Here is a 15,226-nt window from a genome sequence, read left to right as displayed (position 1 = left end):
TGTCTCAGGCGCGGGTCACTGCGTGACGCTCGGTGCGATGGCGGCCAGGGTGCAGTCGTGGCTCGGGCGGCACTGCACGGCGAGGGTCACGGCGCGTTCCTCGGCTCCGCCGCCGCCCTTCTTCCAGCTGAGCGTCTGCTTGCCGTTGGCGGTGACGACGTAGATGTACGCCTCGGTGATCGCGGACGGGTCGTCTGCCAGAGCCGCTTTGAACGCGGAGGGGTAGTGGCCCTCGGTGATGCTGGCGGTGGCGTGCTGGTCCTGGTCGGCCATCCGTGACCACAGCACTGGATCGGGGACCTGGCCGGAGACCGAGGCCCAGTCGGCGTACTTGGTCTCGGCGGTCATCCAGGCGCGCATGCCGGCCAGTTGCTGGTCGCGGCTGGTGCCGCGGGTGTCGTAGGACCACAGCATCTGGGCCGCAGCCTTGGCGTAGGCGACCGGGTCGGCGATCTGCGGAGGCTTGGGCACCGACCCGGATCCGGAGGACGGCTTCGGGGCGGCCTCGGAGGAGGCCGGGCTGCCAGTCGGGGCAGGCGCGGCGGAGTCCGGGGGCCGGTGGCCGTTGCCGCCGCCGGTCAGCAGGGCGACGATCCCGGCGATGGCGAGCAGGACGGCGACGGTGGAGGCGACGATCGTGATGCGCCGGTTGGCTGACCAGCCCGCGCCGTACGAGGACAGCGAAAAGGAAGGGAATCGGTTCCGCATCAGTGGACCTGCGACCCCAGGCCGGAGAAGAAGGCCACGATGCCGTTCGCGGCACCCAGACCGAGGGCAGCGCCGGCGGCTACGACCGCGCCCTTCTTACCGTTGGCCTCGGCCTGGTGACCACCGGTGTGGTGACCCCAGGCCCATACGCCGAGCGAGACGGCGAGGGCACCGACGACGGCGATGATCCCGAACATGTTGATGCTGTTGACCACGTTCTTCAGCACACTCAGGCCGGGCAATCCGCCGCCTTTGGGCGAGATTCCTGGGTCGTAGGCAAGCTGGATGACGCGGTCTGCGAGAGGGACGGACATAGGTGTGGCGGGGCTCCTTGCATACGCGGGCCAGGCGAGGGCCGACGGGGAGGGGAGGGAAAGCGGAGGGGGGAGGTGCGCTCGGGGCGCGGAAGTGGCCGCGGCGGCGCCCCTCCCGGAGCGGCGTCGGGCGAAGGCGAGGGGAGGTCACTCCTCGGGCCGGGGCGCGGCTTCCAAGCCGCTGTTTCGGCTCGAGGTCAGGGAGGGCTGCCGGGGCGTTCTACTTCGGGATCGACGGCTTCGGCGCCGGGTTCGACTCGTATGGGTTGGCGCAGTCGTAGATCATGTATCCGCGGAGCTTCTTGCCGTCGGACTTCCGGGTCACCGTGCCGCGGGTGTACCAGGTCTTCTCGGCGCGCTTGTACGCGAACTGGTCATAGGCGACCTTGTCGTGCCGGTAGGCGATGCCCACGACGGTGGACTGCTTCGAAGGATCCTTGCGGACCTTGACCGCCTTGCACGAGATCGTCGTGTGGCCGGTGTCGTACGCCTGGGCTGTGGAGGCGCTGGCGAGGCCGCCGGCCGCAACTGCGAGGCCGATCAAGCTGGCCGCGAGGGCGCGCCGGACGCGGGAGTGGATGGTCACGTGGATGCTCCGGGGTGTTGGGGACAGGGAGTGGGCCGTCGGCTCGTCCTGCTGGGCGGCCGTCGGGCGAAGCGAGTGAGGGAAATGGGGAGTTGGCCACCGAGTCCAGCTATCGGGCAGCACCGGCGAGGTCCTGGTGACGGCGGCTCGCGGGCCTGCGGGCTGTCCGGGGTCAGATGACGCGGCGGGCGGCGAGGATCGTCCAGTCCTTGATCGGGGTGATCCGGACCGGCTTGGTGGTGCGCGGCGCCTCGATCACGAGGCCCTCGCCCATGTACATGCCGACGTGCTCGGGCCGGGCGGCGGTGCCGCGGCTGAAGATCAGGTCACCGGGCTCAAGCTGGGCGGGCGATACCGCCTTGCCCTCGTTGACCTGCGTGTACGTGGTGCGGGTGAGCGTGACGTTGGCGTGGGCGTACGCCTGCTGCATCAGGCTGGAGCAGTCGCAGCGCCCCATGGGGTCGGGGCCGTGCGCGTTGGTGCAGGATCCGCCCCACTGGTAGAGGGTGCCGAGCTGGTGCATCGCCCACTCGATGGCCTTGCGCGCTGTCGGATCGGCGTCCTTGGGGATCGCGTAGCCCTTCGGGACGCTGCCTTCGGGGATGCGGCCGAAGCCGGAACCGTCCTGGCCCGGCGCGCAGCCGGTCGTACTGGTCGACGGTTCCTTGCCCTGGTTCGCATCGTTACCGCCGCCGCCGGGGAAGGTCTTGGCGATGGCTTCCTGCAGTGCGGTGGCCAGGTTCTCCCACTGCGCGTACGCGTCCGGCAGGCCGGACTTCTGCACGGCTTGGGCGGCCTGGGTGACGGTCATCTGCTGCCAGCCGTTCACCTTGAGCAAGTGCTTGTAGAACTGCTCGCTCGCGTAGACCGGGTCGCGGATCTGCTGGGCGCTGCCCCAGCCCTGGGAGGGACGTTGCTGGAACAGGCCGAGGGAGTCGCGGTCGCCGTAGTTGAGGTTGCGCAGCCGGCTTTCCTGCATTGCCGTGGCGAGCGCGACGATCTGTCCCTTCTTGGGGACGTCGAGCGAGAGGCCGGCGGCCACGATCGTCGCCGCGTTGGGGACCTGCTCGGCGGGCAGGTCCAGGCCCTCGATGTGGACGTTCTTGCCGGACGCGCCGTCGAGGATCTTGGTGACCTGTTCGGCGACCTTGTCGGTGTCGAGGTCGGTCAGGCAGTTGCTGAAGGAGCCGCTGCTCTGCACGGCGTCGGCGGAGGTGGCCAGCATCATGCCGGTGCCGGCGATCAGGATCGGGGAGAGGAAGACGATGCCGATGCCGGCGGCGAGCCACTTCAACCGGAGCGGACCGCTCGCGGGTCAGCGGTTTCGGGCATGGGTGGGCAGCGAGACGTCATGAGCGTGTCCTTCGGGGTGCGGTGTCCGGGCAGCCGCGTGCGCGAGGCGTGGTGGAAGGGCGCGGCGGCCGGGGTGGGCGATCAAGGCGGGCCGGTACGGGCGAGTTGCCGCTCGCTCCGCGTGGCCGGGCCGTGAGCTAGGTGTGCCGGGGCAGGGGGTACCTCCGTGAGGCGTGGCGGGAAGTAGCCAGCGGCGGTGTGCGCCGGGCGGTTCAAAAACAGTAGGCGCCAATCGGCGGTTGACCAAAAAGTTGGCGTGAGGTGCCGGAATCCGGCACCTCAGCAACGCACTTCTTGGTCGTCGGCTGATTCGCCTCTACAGTTTTTGGACTCCCCCTCGCTCTCCTCGGTCTGCGGCCCTGGGCTTCTGCATGCCCACTTCCGGCCCGCGAGGATTCCTGCGCGAGGTGATGAGTTCCCTCCGCGATTCCGCACCCGAATAGGGGTTCCTCTTTGCCTTTTTCCCTGCACCAGGGCGACGCCCTCAGCGTTCTCGCCGGCCTTCCGGATGACTGCGTCGACTCCGTCATTACCGATCCGCCGTACAACTCGGGCGGTAGGACCGCGAAGGAGCGCACCACCCGCTCCGCGAAGCAGAAATACACCTCCGCCGACGCCCAGCACACCCTGCCGGACTTCACCGGCGAGAACATGGACCAGAGGTCCTACGCGTTCTGGCTGACGCAGATCATGACCGAAGCCCACCGCCTCACCCGCACTGGCGGCACCGCGCTGCTGTTCACCGACTGGCGTCAGCTTCCCGTCACGACGGATGCGATCCAGGCGGCCGGGTGGCTGTGGCGTGGGGTGCTGGCCTGGCACAAACCGCAGGCCAGGCCCCAGCGCGGGAGGTTCACGCAAAACTGCGAGTTCATCGTCTGGGCCAGCAAGGGGCCGATCGACGGCTCCCGCAACCCGGTCTATCTCCCGGGCATGTACTCCGCGTCGCAGCCCTCCGGGGCGAAGCGCCAGCACATCACGCAGAAGCCCGTCGAGGTGATGCGCGAACTCGTCAAAATCAGCCCCGAGGGCGGCACGGTGCTCGACTTCTGTGCCGGCTCCGGCTCCACGGGGGTGGCCGCGCTGCTGGAAGGCCGGGACTTCATCGGCGTGGAGAAGACCGAGCACTACGCGTCGATCGCCGAAGCTCGGCTTTTGGAAGCGATGCAACAGACCGCGCGGCGCGAGGACTTCATTCTTGCTGGTCCCGAGGAATAGTGACGTCCTGAGCGAGGCGAGTCTGGAGCATTCGGTCAGGGGACTTACCGCTCACACAGCGGAGTGCAACAATGTTGCGCTGTACGCATCATCCGGGGTGGTGGTGAGCATGATCGAGACTCCGGGCTCGGCGCTGCTGGTGTTGGCAGACGGTGTCGTGCCGTTGGACCCGGAATCGATGGTGTTCCGAGCGATGTTGGAGGGCTGGGCCTGTCAGCAGCGGGCGCGGTTCCTTGACGAGCGGGAGACCATCGATCCGCGTCTGGCCTTGGTGCGGCGCATGGTGGCGTTCACCGGGCTGTATCCGTGGCAGTGGACGCCGGCGGAGGCGGAGGCGTTCATCAGCGATCTCCGCTCGGGGCTGCGGCCGATCATGGTGTCCACGGCGCGGAGTTATGAGATCACGCTGCAGCTGTTCTGCGCGTATCTGACTGACGCCCACTACCAGTGGGGCCGGGTCTGCTCGGAGCGTTTTGGGGCGGCGCCGCAACAGGTGTTCCACGAGTGGAACAGCGTGAAGCACATCGCGGATTACGAGGGCGATCCGCGGCGGCGGCCGTTGGACTACGACGAGGTCCAGGCCCTGTTCGATGCGGCGGACGGCCGGGTGGAACAGATTCGGGCCCGGCGCGTCAAAGGGGCGCTCCCAGCGATGCGGGATGCGGCCCTGCTCAAGACGGTGTACGCGTTCGGGCTGCGTCGTCAGGAGACGGTGGGGACGGACTGCGTCGATTTACGCCGCTGTCCGAAGACTCCGCAGTTCGGGCAGTTCGGCGCATTGAACGTGCGGTTCGGCAAGTCGAGCCGGGGTGGTCCGCCTAAGCGGCGCACGGTGTTGCTGGTGCCGGAGATGGACTGGATCGTGCCGGTCCTTCGGCAGTGGACGGAAGAAGTGCGACCGTTGCTGGCCGGCCGGAGTCATCCGGCGTTGTGGGTGACCGAGCGGTGCGGGCGGCTGCACCGCCGGTCGGTGAACGACGCGTTCGAGAAGGTGGCCCGCCTGGCGGGGCTTCCCGCCGAGCTCGACCCGCACTGTCTGCGCTACTCGTACATCACGCACCTGGTTGAGTTCGACTACCCGCAACGCTTCATCCAGGAGCAGGTCGGTCATCTGTATGCATCCACCACGGCCTTGTACACCGGGGTGAGCGACGAGTACCGGACACGTCTGCTGCTGCGGGCGCTGGCGGAACACCGAGACGAGTTGTGGGGTGAGCAGGGATGATCCGGAAGATGGGCTGCGGCTGGAAGCTACGGCATCTGATGGCGGAGCGGGGCATGTTCCAGACCTCGGACCTGGTGCCGCTGCTGGCCGAGCGGGGCGTGATCCTCTCACGCGAGCAGGTCTACCGACTGGTGACGCAGGTCCCGCAGCGACTGAGCATGGACACCCTGGCCGCATTGTGCGACGTGCTGGAGTGCACCCCGAACGATCTCATCGAGATCAAGGTCGTCGACCGTCAGCTGCCCAAGGCCGCGGGCGAGAAGGCGAACGACGTGCCCCCAGTGCGGCGTTCGGTGGTCCGCCGCCCCGGCCAGCCATGAACCCGCCCAAGACGCCGAAGGAATGCGCGCGCTGCGGACGCCCGGGGCGTATCAACGCGCGTCGGCCGGAGGGCGGCATCTGCCACCGCTGCTACCGGCATGACCCACAGGTCGTCAAAGAGTGCGCCCATTGCGGCCGCGTCCGCATACCCGCCGCCCGCACCGCCGATGGACAGCCACTGTGCGAACGCTGCTGGCAGCCGCCAGAACGAGACTGCGCAGGCTGTGGTGCCCGCGCGCCGACCAAAGCGTTCACCGAGGCTGGACCGCTGTGCCCGCAGTGCTACCGCCGACGGCGTCAGCCGCAGGCGGTGTGCGACCGGTGCGGCGATCTCGCTCGCATCGCCCGGCGCGGCACCGACGAGGACGACCAGGTGTGCTACCGCTGCTACCGGCGCCCCACCGTCCTGACCCCCTGCGCCGTCTGCGGCAGGACCAAGGAATGCCTGCAGCTGGGGGACGGGCGCCAAGTCTGTGTGAACTGCAGACCGTTGCCTCGCCGATCTTGTGCCGCCTGCGGCACGGAACGCATTGTGGCTGCCAACTGGCCTATGGGATCGGTGTGTTCCGCTTGCTATCGCAGGATCCGCTTCGCCCGGGCGCCCTGCCCCGGCTGCGGACAGGCCAGACCGCTGATAGCTCGAACACCGGACGGGGAGCCACGCTGCGGACCCTGCGTCGGGCTGCCCCTGCCGCCTCCATGCCGGTTCTGCGGCAGCCGCGACACGCCCTATGCCCGGGGCACCTGCGCTCGCTGCGTCGCCCGCCAACAGTTGGGTGACCTGCTCACCGGCCCGGACGGTGCCGTTCCTGATCAGCTACTGCCGCTGCTGCACTCCTTGGGGGCCGCCGACGCTCCTGCCCGGATCATCAGCTGGCTGCAGAGCAGCACCAGCGCCCGACTCCTCGCCGAGCTCGCCGCGGCTGGCAAGCACTTGACCCACGACCTCCTCGACACCCTCCCTGCCGGCCACGACGAGTGCTACGTGCGCGCCCTCCTGGTCCACACCGCCGTGCTTGAACCTCGAGAGGAAGGGCTCGAACGCATCGCCCCATGGCTAGAGCGGATCCTCGTCGACCGGCCAGCAGCCCACGCCCGCCTGGTGCATCCGTACACACACTGGGTTCTGCTACGCCAGGCGCGCACCCGGGCCGCCAAAGGGCTTACTACGACGAGTAGTTGGGGCCGCATCCGTGGCCGTGTCACCCTCATCCTCTCGTTCCTGGACTGGCTCGACGAGCAACACCTCGCCCTGGCTACTCTCACGCAGGACAACCTCGACCAATGGCTGACCTCCGGCCCCCGGCGCCTGCACGACATCCGGTCGTTCCTGACCTGGGCCCACCAGCGTGGCCTGACTAACGAGCACCACATCCGACCGTCCCCCGAAGCGCCCGACACCCTGATCCTCAGCGAGGACCAGCGCTGGCAGGAATTGCGACAATGCCTGAACGGCGACGACTTGCCTCTGCGCGTGCGCGCCGGCAGATCGCTCACCCTGCTCTACGGCATGCCTGCCAGCACGGTGCGGCTCCTGACCGCGAACGACGTCCGTTACGGCCCCGACGGCATCTACCTGGACCTCGGGCGGCAGCCTCTATTCGTCCCGCCCCGTCCTGCGGCCTTGGTGGTCGGTCTCGCTGATAGCGCCCGCCAATCAGCCTCGATGACTGCCAGCACATCATCGAGGGCCTGGCTTTTCCCCGGGACAGTACCCGGCCAGCCCCTCAGCACCGCTGGCTACAGCCTGCTGATGCGACGCCACGGCTTCCACATTGTTCCCGCGCGCAGTGCGGCGTTGATCGCCCTGGCAGGGCAACTACCATCCCCGGTGCTCGCGGAACTCCTCAACATCCACGTTCACACGGCTCGGAAGTGGGCCTCCTACTCACAACCTGACTGGAGCGCCTACCTGGCCGAACGCGCTGCGGATGAAGACCTCCGGAAGTGATTGTGGCTGTGCTTCTGCGACGGCCAGAACTGGTACCGCACGGCCGAGATAACCCGCGAGCGGGTTTCCGGTGTCCGTTCGGTGGGCGTTATGTGCCCCTGTGTAGAGCTGGTCCCTGAGTTCCTCTACGCCCTATCGTCGTCTATTCGCCTTCCAGATAGGAAGTCGAGCCAACAGAGTTGAAGCCCGACCAAGACGGCATAGTAGTCATGACCGCGATGCCGATCTGAGGGCTCCTGAAGTCGGGATTCCGTGAAGCCTTCTGGGCGGGCAGATTCTGGTGTAGCGGCTGAAGTTCCATTTCAGCCAGGGGTTCGTCAGCCCACCTCTCGGTCCATGTGTAGGGAGGGACAACCTGTCTACGGGACCGAGGCACGGGTGCGTCGCCTAGCGGTAGACGGCCTCCTACCCAGGCCGCGAAACGCTCAGCGTCGTACCAGGAGACATGGGTCACCGGATCGTCGTCTGGCGCATCAAGCGGCGGACCGCCGTCCACGCTCAGCCGCCCCGCCAAGTCTTCTGACGGACGCCATCGATCACGGATGCGCTCTTCCGCAGGGTGGACGCCCCAGCCAATCCCTCCTCGCCATTTCGTGTCAGCCAGGAATTCCTTGAACTCTCCGACCGTCACGATCCTGAGTTGCTGGCTAATCACCCTGGCTCTATAACGTCGACCACGGATGAGTTGCGGCACGAGGAAGCGGTTGATGTTCGAATCGAACAACAGGTTAAGTCGTGACAACAGAGCAGCCCTGTTGCACATGAGTTCGGAGGCCAGGTGCCTGGCCAGGAAATACTCCTGCCACGAGAAGTGGGTGAACTTCAAGCGGCCCAGCTGATCGGGGCTGAGGAACCCCGCCAATTCGGCGAGCCTGTCCAGCTCGGGAGATGCCTGCACGGGACGTACGAAGGATGCCGAGCGCTGCTCCAGGTACGCCAGGAGCGTCGACCAGTCTCGGCGTTCTGTACGCTCCAGGAGCGGCACACTCCGCTTCCAAGCGAACGCCACCTGCTCGTAGATCTGATCCAGAGAGAGTTCGTGCGCCTTCGCCCGGGGGCTCTGGCCCAGCGTGACGAGTAGCTGGATCAGCTGGGGAGTGAGTTCTACGGGCAGCGGCCAGCCGACACTGGCGAACCACTCATCCGAAACCCCCTGTCGGCGTAGAAACGCCTCGGCCTCGTCCTGTTCCACGGCGTCGAGCCCCAACAATGTGGATGCCAAGGCATCAGGACTGATCACCTGCCGCACCGCAAATTCCGTTTCCTCCATGAGAGCGCGCCGTTCGACTGCATGGTTGGAATCCGGGTAGTTGAGCGCGACCGCGCGGCAGCAGACGAGGATGCGGATGTTGGATTCGAGGGAGGCGAATGCCTGGCGTAGCACACGGCGTGGTGAGTCGAAGCCAGCAGCCGTCAACGCACCGACTTCATCCAGGTCGTCGAGGATGACCACGGCGTCGGTGGCCCCACTGTCGATACCTTCCTTCAGCCGCTGGGGGAGAGGCGGATCGGCAAAGCACAGCAGGGACATGTCAGTGTCGCTGCCTGTGCTCCTGTTCTGGCCTGCATCGTCCAGTACTCGGCGCGCGGACACACGCACAGGTACGGGTAAGTTCGGTTCCTGGGCCAGCTCGTGCGCCAGCCACACGGCAAGCATCGACTTCCCATACCCGACGCCGCCCACGATCGTGCCCAGACGCTGCGTCGAGGCGAGCCATGCTCGCAGGGCTTCACGCGCGTCGGCCGTCCCATGGAAAGGCCGCCAGGCCGTGAGCGGCAGCGAAGGCTCTCGCAGAAGGCTGCTGCACGCAAGGCGGACATCCCGGCGGTAGATGGCCGAATCGGTGTCATCGGCGACGGCCCCGTCACCGCGTTCGGCGTCATATCGCGCATTCCACAAGAGCCGTAAGGCTTCCACCTGCCTTTGCGGCGGGCGCCGTTGCAAATCACCCAACACCCACAAAGTTGTGTAGACCTGGGCCCATTGAGTGATGAGTTCGCCCTTGAATAGACGGCTGAGGGTGGCCAGAGGAACGCGAGCGGGCTGCACGTGCGGCTTGGTGAGCTGCGCTGTGCGTTGCGCCTGGTGTTGTCGCATCAACTGGTCTGTCCGAGCCGCGATTTCGCGGAGAGACGGCGTTCCTGCTGCCTTGCGCACCTGACTCAGCAAGTCGCCGACGGAGCCCGGCTCGTCGCTCCTGTCTTCTGCGCGTTCTGCTCCCGCCACTGCCGACTTCCTCACCTACAGCACTTTCCTGGTCACTGCATGTTCCACGCTAGCAAGCCGTGAACCAGCCTGTGCCGACCCGTTCCAGCTTGACGCAGAGACGGTCGGAACGGACTCCGACATGGTCGATTGGTAGCGCGAAGAGCTCACGTGACGAGGTTGATGGTCCGAACCAATAGTGAAGGCGGCAGATGTGACGGATAGGAAGAAGCGAGTGGGTTGGACTGCCGCGGTGTTGGGCGTTACCGCAGCGGTGTGCGGACTCGTGCTCGGTGACGTGCTGGACCCCGACCGTGCAACTGCAGCAGTGACAGTGGCTGGAGCCGGGGTTGCCGTAGCTGTCCGTCTTCGTGAGCGGCGCCCCCATGCCGGGCGAGATGGGCATGCCTCGCCGGCACCTCCCGAGGACGGAGGACCGGACGCCTCTTCTGCGGAGCGTTCATGACCGGTGCCGCCTTGGCGCCCTCTCTGGGTAGTCGGCCGGAATACCGCCGATGGGGAATAACCCCACTCCACCGGTAGCCGACCGGCTCACCGAAACGATCCGCGAGACCCTCACACAAGACGACGTGATTCTCACCGCCTGAGCCGCGAGCGCACGTCCCGTCAAGGCGCCCGACGCCCAAGTCGGCAATCCAGCGAAGCAGCCTTGCAACTCGCTGGCCGCTCCGCATGCCGCCGCTTTCGCCCTTCTCTCATTCCGCGTCTCGTAGGAGGCCAACCTCTCCATGCCCGAATCCACAAAACCCTCTGACGATGGGGAGTTGGAGCCGGTACGTATTCCCGATCCACAGCTGGAGGGAATCGAGGCGAGCGTCCGACGGCTCATGGAGCAGTCGGCGCAACAGGCGCAGCAACTCGACCACCTCGCGTCCGCCCCGGAGCCGAACGGATCGCCGTTCGCCGCGTTCGGCATGCCGGGGCTCGGCGGGCCGCCCGCCGCCGCTCCGCCGGAGCCCCGCCCGATCCTGGAACTCGACGGGGAAGAAAAGGAGGACGAACTCGACGCCTTGGCGGACTGGGTCGACGACTTCTTCCTCCCCGTGTACGGGGCGGAGGTCACCACCGCGGCCCCCTGGTGTCTGCAGTGGCAGGAGCACGACGATGTCGTGGCATGGCTCCACGCCCTGTGGCTCGCCTACCAGCAGCACAAGGACCCTGAAGCCGGATTGAGCGGCCTGTTCGTGTGGCACCGGGACTTCCTCACCCACGCCGTTGCGGCGATCCGCGCACCGGGCGGTCCGCTGTCGGCATGTATGACCTCTCCCGACCGGCCCGCGCACCGTCTTCTGCCCGGTCCGCCGCCGTCCGTGCGTACGGAGAGGGCATTTACGGCGGAGGCCGCGGGGCCCGCCGAGGCGTACGAGCTGACGTCATGACCGCGGGAGTGGGACAGCCCGCTTTCGGACTGAGCTTCGACCCCCGCGCGCTGACCGATCTCCTCCAGGCTCCCAGCGACATCCGCGACCTCACCCTTGCTTACCTGCAGGAAGTCGTGAACGCGCAGCGCTTCGGGCTACGTCTCGACGGTGACCTGGATGGTTATCGCAAGCTGTTCGTGGACTCGCGCAGGGACTGGCGCGTTGTCTACGGCGTCCGCCTGGCGCCCGCGGAGTCCGCGCACCCGAAGGAGATTCACGTCGTCGCCATCCGGCCGCGTGCGGGCAACGACGTCTACGACGAGGTCGGCCGCCGCCTGGGGATGACCCGCCGGCCGCTGAGCGCCCGCACCCACGCGGCACGCTCCCGCTCCCCGCAGCTGACCACCCGCACTCCCGTACCCCGGCCCGGTCCGCAGCCCGCCGCACTGCCGGGCCTGCCCCGTCCCGCACACAACCCTGCGCACCATCACAGCCGCTGAACGCACGGAGCCTCGCCCATGCCCCCTGAACCCGCGCCGACGCCAGCCCGGCGTGCGGTCTCCCCGCTCGACCATCACATCGAAGCCGTCACCGGCCACGACATCGACACCCTGTGGGCCTACCGTGACCGCGGCGTCCTCGACGAGCCGCACGCCCACCTGGTCGACCGGCACCGGGAGTTGGCCAGGTCCCAGACCGGCGTCACCTTCTATCTCCGCCTCCTGGGACGCCTTTCCAGCGGCGAGTTCGACGTCGATGACGCCCTGTTCACGCGTATCGACCGCACGGTGGACCAGCTGGAGGAGGCCACTGACGCGCGGGACGCCGCTGCCCGGAAGGTGCTCGCCGCTCTGGAGCCCATCGAGGCCGCTGCAGCGGCCTCGATGCCCGACGCGGAGCCGCTCTCGACGGACGACCAGGCGGCGCTGCTCGTCATCGCCGGCGGCGCCAAGCTCTACGCACACCTGCTGACCGGCCGGATGTCCGTCACAGCCGCCTCCGGCACCCGCATCCCTCGCGCCAAACTGCAGCGGCTGGAGGACGCCGGCCTGGTCGTCCGGGATACCGGCCACCCCGTGCACGCCGGCCAGCCGGTCGCACTCACCGACGCCGGACGTGCCGCGCTGTTCGCCGCCCGGCGGACGCCGACGACCCAGACACCGAAGGTCCCGGCTCGACCCGGCACATCACCGTCCACCCCGGCGCAGCGCCGCTGAACTCCACCGAAAGGCCCTTGTTGTCTCCCACCGAACCGGCGCCGGCCCGGAAGCCCGTCCCCCAAGTCGACTTCGCATTGGACGACTTCGATGCCGACGAGGAGATTTATCTCGACTTCTACCGCCAGGTCGCCGTCCGCGAGGACATGCTCGTCCCTCTCGCCGAACACCACACCCCCAACGGCGCGCACAGCTACTACGTCCTCTTCGACCGCAGTGCCACCTACGGGCACCCGGGCATGCCGCAGTACGTCGCCGTTCACTTGAAGCGGGACCGGGAGAAGGTCACGTTCGACTTCGAGCAGAGACTGCTGCCGCTGCCCGCGATGGCGCAGTCCTGGCTCATCCACCGCGGCTGCCCGCACGACGCCATCGTCCTCGACCCCGAGCTGGGCCCACCGCCGGCGGACGAGGCCACGCGTGCGCTGGCACGGCGCCTTGCGGGCGACGGCGACCACTACGCCATGGGCTACTCCTACACCGTCGACGCCCCGGACAACATGGTCACTGTCGTGGCCCTGCGCGCCCTGGACGAGCGAGCCCCCAGCCCGTTCCGCGTCGTGGTCGAGGAGGTCGACACTGACGCGTGGACGCACACCCTGCGCGAGGGTGGCTTCGACACGGTGGGCGAGGCCCTGCAGTGGTGCGATGACCGGCTCACCGGCGAGGCCGGTCCTCTCCCGCCGATCCGCCCGGCAGCCGCAGCCAGCCGCCCGGCCGGTGTGGCGAAGGCCCCTGCTCCGCGCCCTCCCGGCCGTTCGCACTGAGCGCCACGGCGGAGGCGGGCGGCGAAACATAGCCGACGATCGCCGGTTAGCCAAACCGGCGATTCTCCGGACTCTTATACAGCCGCCGGGACAACTCCCGCGGCGCTATTCCACGCAATCCCTCTGGCTTCACGGAGGTTTCTTCCGCATGCGCTCCACCCGAATTGCCATCTCCGCGGCGATGCTCGGCGCACTCGCGCTATCGGCGCTGTCCGCCACCACCGCCGGCGCGGCCCCCGCCGCCGTACCTGCGGCCCTCGCGAGCAGCTGCTACGACCTGTCGCCGCTGCCGTACGCGGTGCACGCCAAGGCCGTGACCATCCGGTCCAAGGCCAGCGCGAAGTCCACCGCGCTCGGAGTGCTCTACAAGAGCCACAAGTTCACCGTCCGCCAGAAGAGCGGCAACTGGCTCTACATCACGGACAAGTCGACCGGCGTCAAGGGCTGGGTCTCCGGCACATACGTCTACCGCGACACCCGTATGTGCCTGGACTGACAGGCATTCAGCAGGTGCCCGCAAGCGGCTGAGCCGCCGGGTACGGCCGCCCCTCGCATTCCCCCAGGCACCGGTCTTTCCAGAACAGGAGTTTCTCTTTTGGCCGACGGCATATCCGATGGCGCCGAGGATGTCGTGGGCGTGTTCACCGAACGGATCGAAGCGCGCTTCGCCATGGACATGAACCAGTTGAAGGCCGCGGTCGCCGCCGCGCCGACCGCGAACCCTGACGCAACCGACGTCGTCAAGTGGCACGGCCTTCTCGTCCAGGCCCAGTCCGCGCTCGACCGCGCGGAGGACGACCTCCTCGCCGCGCTGGACACCCAGCCCAGCGAGGTCGACGACCCAACGATGGGCCTCGCCCACCGCGTGAACGCGGCCGTCACCGCACGCGACGGCCGGGCCCTGGTCGTGCGGTGGCTCCTCGACCCGGACGCTCCGGGCAAGAAGGACCTCGCCGCCGAACGGCTCGCCCGCCTGCGCCCCCGGACCGGGCCCGCGGTGCAGACCAGCGCTCCCCACCGACCCGCAGGTACACCCGCGCCGGCGTCGGCGTGGCGGGCGGGAAGGCCCGTCCGTTGAGCCGGGGCAAGGCCAGCACCATGGACGGCGACCTGCAGAAGGTCTTCGGGAACCCGATTCCCGAGCTGTACGAGGCGGCTGTCGGTCCTGATGCCTCGCCCGCGCTCGCCCGTGCCCTGCAACTGCGCTCCTTCCTGGCTCTGACCGAGGAGCAGGTGGCCCGCGTCCGCGACCGCGTGCGCGCCGACATGGATCCGGACCGCGACATGGGCGAGTTGTCGGCGGACACGCTCCGCTTCGACGCGCAGTGGCTGAAGGCGGCGCTGGAGGCCCGCGACGGCTACCGCGCAGCCCTCGGCGAGCTGCTGCGCACCATGCCTGCGCACGACCAGCGGGCCCGGCCCGTCCGCACAGCACAACTCAGGGCCACCGCCACTCTGCCCCCGTCCGCCGCCCCGGCACCCTCGCGTGCCGGGGCGGCCCGGGCCCGCCGACCGTGAAAGCCCCCGCTTGTCCCACCTCACGTCCACCGAGATAGCCGGACGGATCGAGGACCTGTACGGCGCACCGCTCGCCGACCTCGAAGCACACGCCCAGGACCAGCCGCCCGGCATGCTCTCCGCCCTGCTCGGCATGCACGACAATCTCGCTCTCGCCGAGCGCAGCATCGACTTCCACCGCGACCGCCTCGCCCGGCTCATCCACCCCGAGCGGCAGATCGGCCAGCACGAGGTCTCCCACCTCCTCGACGGCTCCCGTCGGCTCGCCGAAGCCGTCGCCGTGCGCGACGTCCAGGTCACGTCGGTCGCCGCCGTTGTGCAGAGTCTGGCCCGCGTCGCGGCCCCAGCGCCGTCCCCGCCGGCTCCCTCGCTGCCCGTTCCGGCTCCGCCCCTTCCGGCCCAGAGCACGGCGCACAGCCGCTGACCCGCAGACGATCCCCCTTCATTCACCCAGGAGTTC

Annotated in this window: 17 protein-coding genes; 12 read left to right on the top strand and 5 right to left on the bottom strand. The window is 68.3% G+C overall.

Going from position 1 to position 15,226, the window contains the following annotated elements; genetic code table 11:
• Positions 1–15: 15 nt before the first annotated feature.
• From OG241_RS07085 to OG241_RS07070, 4 genes are all read right to left on the bottom strand, one after another.
• Positions 16–708, bottom strand: a complete 693-nt coding sequence (locus tag OG241_RS07085) for a hypothetical protein (RefSeq protein WP_405814348.1) — start codon at positions 706–708, stop codon at positions 16–18.
• On the bottom strand, positions 708–1,022 hold the full coding sequence (locus OG241_RS07080) for a DUF6112 family protein (protein WP_011031268.1): 315 nt from the start codon (positions 1,020–1,022) through the stop codon (positions 708–710). Before OG241_RS07080 ends, OG241_RS07085 begins: the two co-directional genes overlap by 1 nt.
• 220 nt (positions 1,023–1,242) lie before the next feature.
• On the bottom strand, positions 1,243–1,608 hold the full coding sequence (locus OG241_RS07075; protein WP_405814346.1) for a hypothetical protein: 366 nt from the start codon (positions 1,606–1,608) through the stop codon (positions 1,243–1,245).
• Positions 1,609–1,780: 172 nt separating this feature from the next.
• On the bottom strand, positions 1,781–2,902 hold the full coding sequence (locus OG241_RS07070; protein WP_405814345.1) for a C40 family peptidase: 1,122 nt from the start codon (positions 2,900–2,902) through the stop codon (positions 1,781–1,783).
• Between the two features lie 512 nt (positions 2,903–3,414).
• Between OG241_RS07070 and OG241_RS07065 the strand changes: the two genes are divergently transcribed.
• The 4 genes from OG241_RS07065 to OG241_RS07050 all read left to right on the top strand — a co-directional run bounded on the left by OG241_RS07065 (position 3,415) and on the right by OG241_RS07050 (position 7,676).
• The gene (locus tag OG241_RS07065; protein WP_405814344.1) at positions 3,415–4,179 is read left to right on the top strand and encodes a DNA-methyltransferase; all 765 of its coding nucleotides are present in this window, start codon (positions 3,415–3,417) and stop codon (positions 4,177–4,179) included.
• 109 nt (positions 4,180–4,288) lie between these two features.
• The gene (locus OG241_RS07060; protein ID WP_405814343.1) at positions 4,289–5,404 is read left to right on the top strand and encodes a tyrosine-type recombinase/integrase; all 1,116 of its coding nucleotides are present in this window, start codon (positions 4,289–4,291) and stop codon (positions 5,402–5,404) included.
• Positions 5,401–5,724 (top strand): helix-turn-helix domain-containing protein, encoded by a 324-nt coding sequence (locus tag OG241_RS07055; RefSeq protein WP_405814342.1) that lies wholly within the window; start codon positions 5,401–5,403, stop codon positions 5,722–5,724. Before OG241_RS07060 ends, OG241_RS07055 begins: the two co-directional genes overlap by 4 nt.
• A gap of 773 nt (positions 5,725–6,497) precedes the next feature.
• Positions 6,498–7,676: a hypothetical protein gene (locus OG241_RS07050; RefSeq protein ID WP_405814341.1), complete on the top strand. Its 1,179-nt coding sequence runs from the start codon at positions 6,498–6,500 to the stop codon at positions 7,674–7,676.
• Between the two features lie 142 nt (positions 7,677–7,818).
• On the opposite strand, the gene OG241_RS07045 is transcribed toward OG241_RS07050, so the two are convergent.
• Entirely contained in the window at positions 7,819–9,903 is a 2,085-nt protein-coding gene (locus OG241_RS07045; protein WP_405814339.1) for an SUMF1/EgtB/PvdO family nonheme iron enzyme, read from the bottom strand.
• Positions 9,904–10,730: 827 nt separating this feature from the next.
• Here OG241_RS07045 and OG241_RS07040 point away from each other — a divergent pair.
• The 8 genes from OG241_RS07040 to OG241_RS07005 all read left to right on the top strand — a co-directional run bounded on the left by OG241_RS07040 (position 10,731) and on the right by OG241_RS07005 (position 15,190).
• Entirely contained in the window at positions 10,731–11,282 is a 552-nt protein-coding gene (locus OG241_RS07040) for a DUF4913 domain-containing protein (RefSeq protein ID WP_405826083.1), read from the top strand.
• Positions 11,279–11,764, top strand: coding sequence for a hypothetical protein (locus OG241_RS07035; RefSeq protein ID WP_405814338.1), 486 nt, complete (start codon positions 11,279–11,281; stop codon positions 11,762–11,764). The genes OG241_RS07040 and OG241_RS07035 overlap by 4 nt, the downstream gene beginning before the upstream one ends.
• A gap of 18 nt (positions 11,765–11,782) precedes the next feature.
• Positions 11,783–12,481: a hypothetical protein gene (locus tag OG241_RS07030; RefSeq protein ID WP_405814337.1), complete on the top strand. Its 699-nt coding sequence runs from the start codon at positions 11,783–11,785 to the stop codon at positions 12,479–12,481.
• 17 nt (positions 12,482–12,498) lie between these two features.
• A complete protein-coding gene (locus OG241_RS07025) occupies positions 12,499–13,248 on the top strand; it encodes a hypothetical protein (protein ID WP_405814336.1) in 750 nt (249 codons plus the stop codon).
• Positions 13,249–13,396: 148 nt separating this feature from the next.
• Complete coding sequence (locus OG241_RS07020) at positions 13,397–13,744, top strand: SH3 domain-containing protein (protein ID WP_405814335.1); 348 nt, start codon at positions 13,397–13,399, stop codon at positions 13,742–13,744.
• Between the two features lie 99 nt (positions 13,745–13,843).
• Positions 13,844–14,326, top strand: a complete 483-nt coding sequence (locus tag OG241_RS07015) for a hypothetical protein (RefSeq protein ID WP_405814334.1) — start codon at positions 13,844–13,846, stop codon at positions 14,324–14,326.
• Positions 14,323–14,766 carry a hypothetical protein gene (locus tag OG241_RS07010; RefSeq protein ID WP_405814332.1) on the top strand — a complete coding sequence of 148 codons (444 nt, stop codon included), beginning with the start codon at positions 14,323–14,325 and terminating at the stop codon, positions 14,764–14,766. The genes OG241_RS07015 and OG241_RS07010 overlap by 4 nt, the downstream gene beginning before the upstream one ends.
• 10 nt (positions 14,767–14,776) lie before the next feature.
• Positions 14,777–15,190, top strand: a complete 414-nt coding sequence (locus OG241_RS07005; RefSeq protein ID WP_405814330.1) for a hypothetical protein — start codon at positions 14,777–14,779, stop codon at positions 15,188–15,190.
• The last annotated feature ends 36 nt before the right edge of the window (positions 15,191–15,226 follow it).

The organism is Streptomyces sp. NBC_01390 (assembly GCF_045040105.1).
Taxonomy (GTDB): Bacteria; Actinomycetota; Actinomycetes; order Streptomycetales; family Streptomycetaceae; genus Streptomyces.
This window is presented reverse-complemented; position numbering and strand designations above follow the sequence as displayed.

What these genes read in the sequence shown, in the direction of transcription:
- OG241_RS07085 (WP_405814348.1), bottom strand. Translation starts at nt 708, where the DNA reads ATGCGGAACCGATTCCCTTCCTTTTCGCTGTCCTCGTACGGCGCGGGC.
- OG241_RS07080 (WP_011031268.1), bottom strand. Translation starts at nt 1,022, where the DNA reads ATGTCCGTCCCTCTCGCAGACCGCGTCATCCAGCTTGCCTACGACCCA.
- OG241_RS07060 (WP_405814343.1), top strand. Translation starts at nt 4,289, where the DNA reads ATGATCGAGACTCCGGGCTCGGCGCTGCTGGTGTTGGCAGACGGTGTC.
- OG241_RS07055 (WP_405814342.1), top strand. Translation starts at nt 5,401, where the DNA reads ATGATCCGGAAGATGGGCTGCGGCTGGAAGCTACGGCATCTGATGGCG.
- OG241_RS07040 (WP_405826083.1), top strand. Translation starts at nt 10,731, where the DNA reads ATGGAGCAGTCGGCGCAACAGGCGCAGCAACTCGACCACCTCGCGTCC.
- OG241_RS07035 (WP_405814338.1), top strand. Translation starts at nt 11,279, where the DNA reads ATGACCGCGGGAGTGGGACAGCCCGCTTTCGGACTGAGCTTCGACCCC.
- OG241_RS07030 (WP_405814337.1), top strand. Translation starts at nt 11,783, where the DNA reads ATGCCCCCTGAACCCGCGCCGACGCCAGCCCGGCGTGCGGTCTCCCCG.
- OG241_RS07020 (WP_405814335.1), top strand. Translation starts at nt 13,397, where the DNA reads ATGCGCTCCACCCGAATTGCCATCTCCGCGGCGATGCTCGGCGCACTC.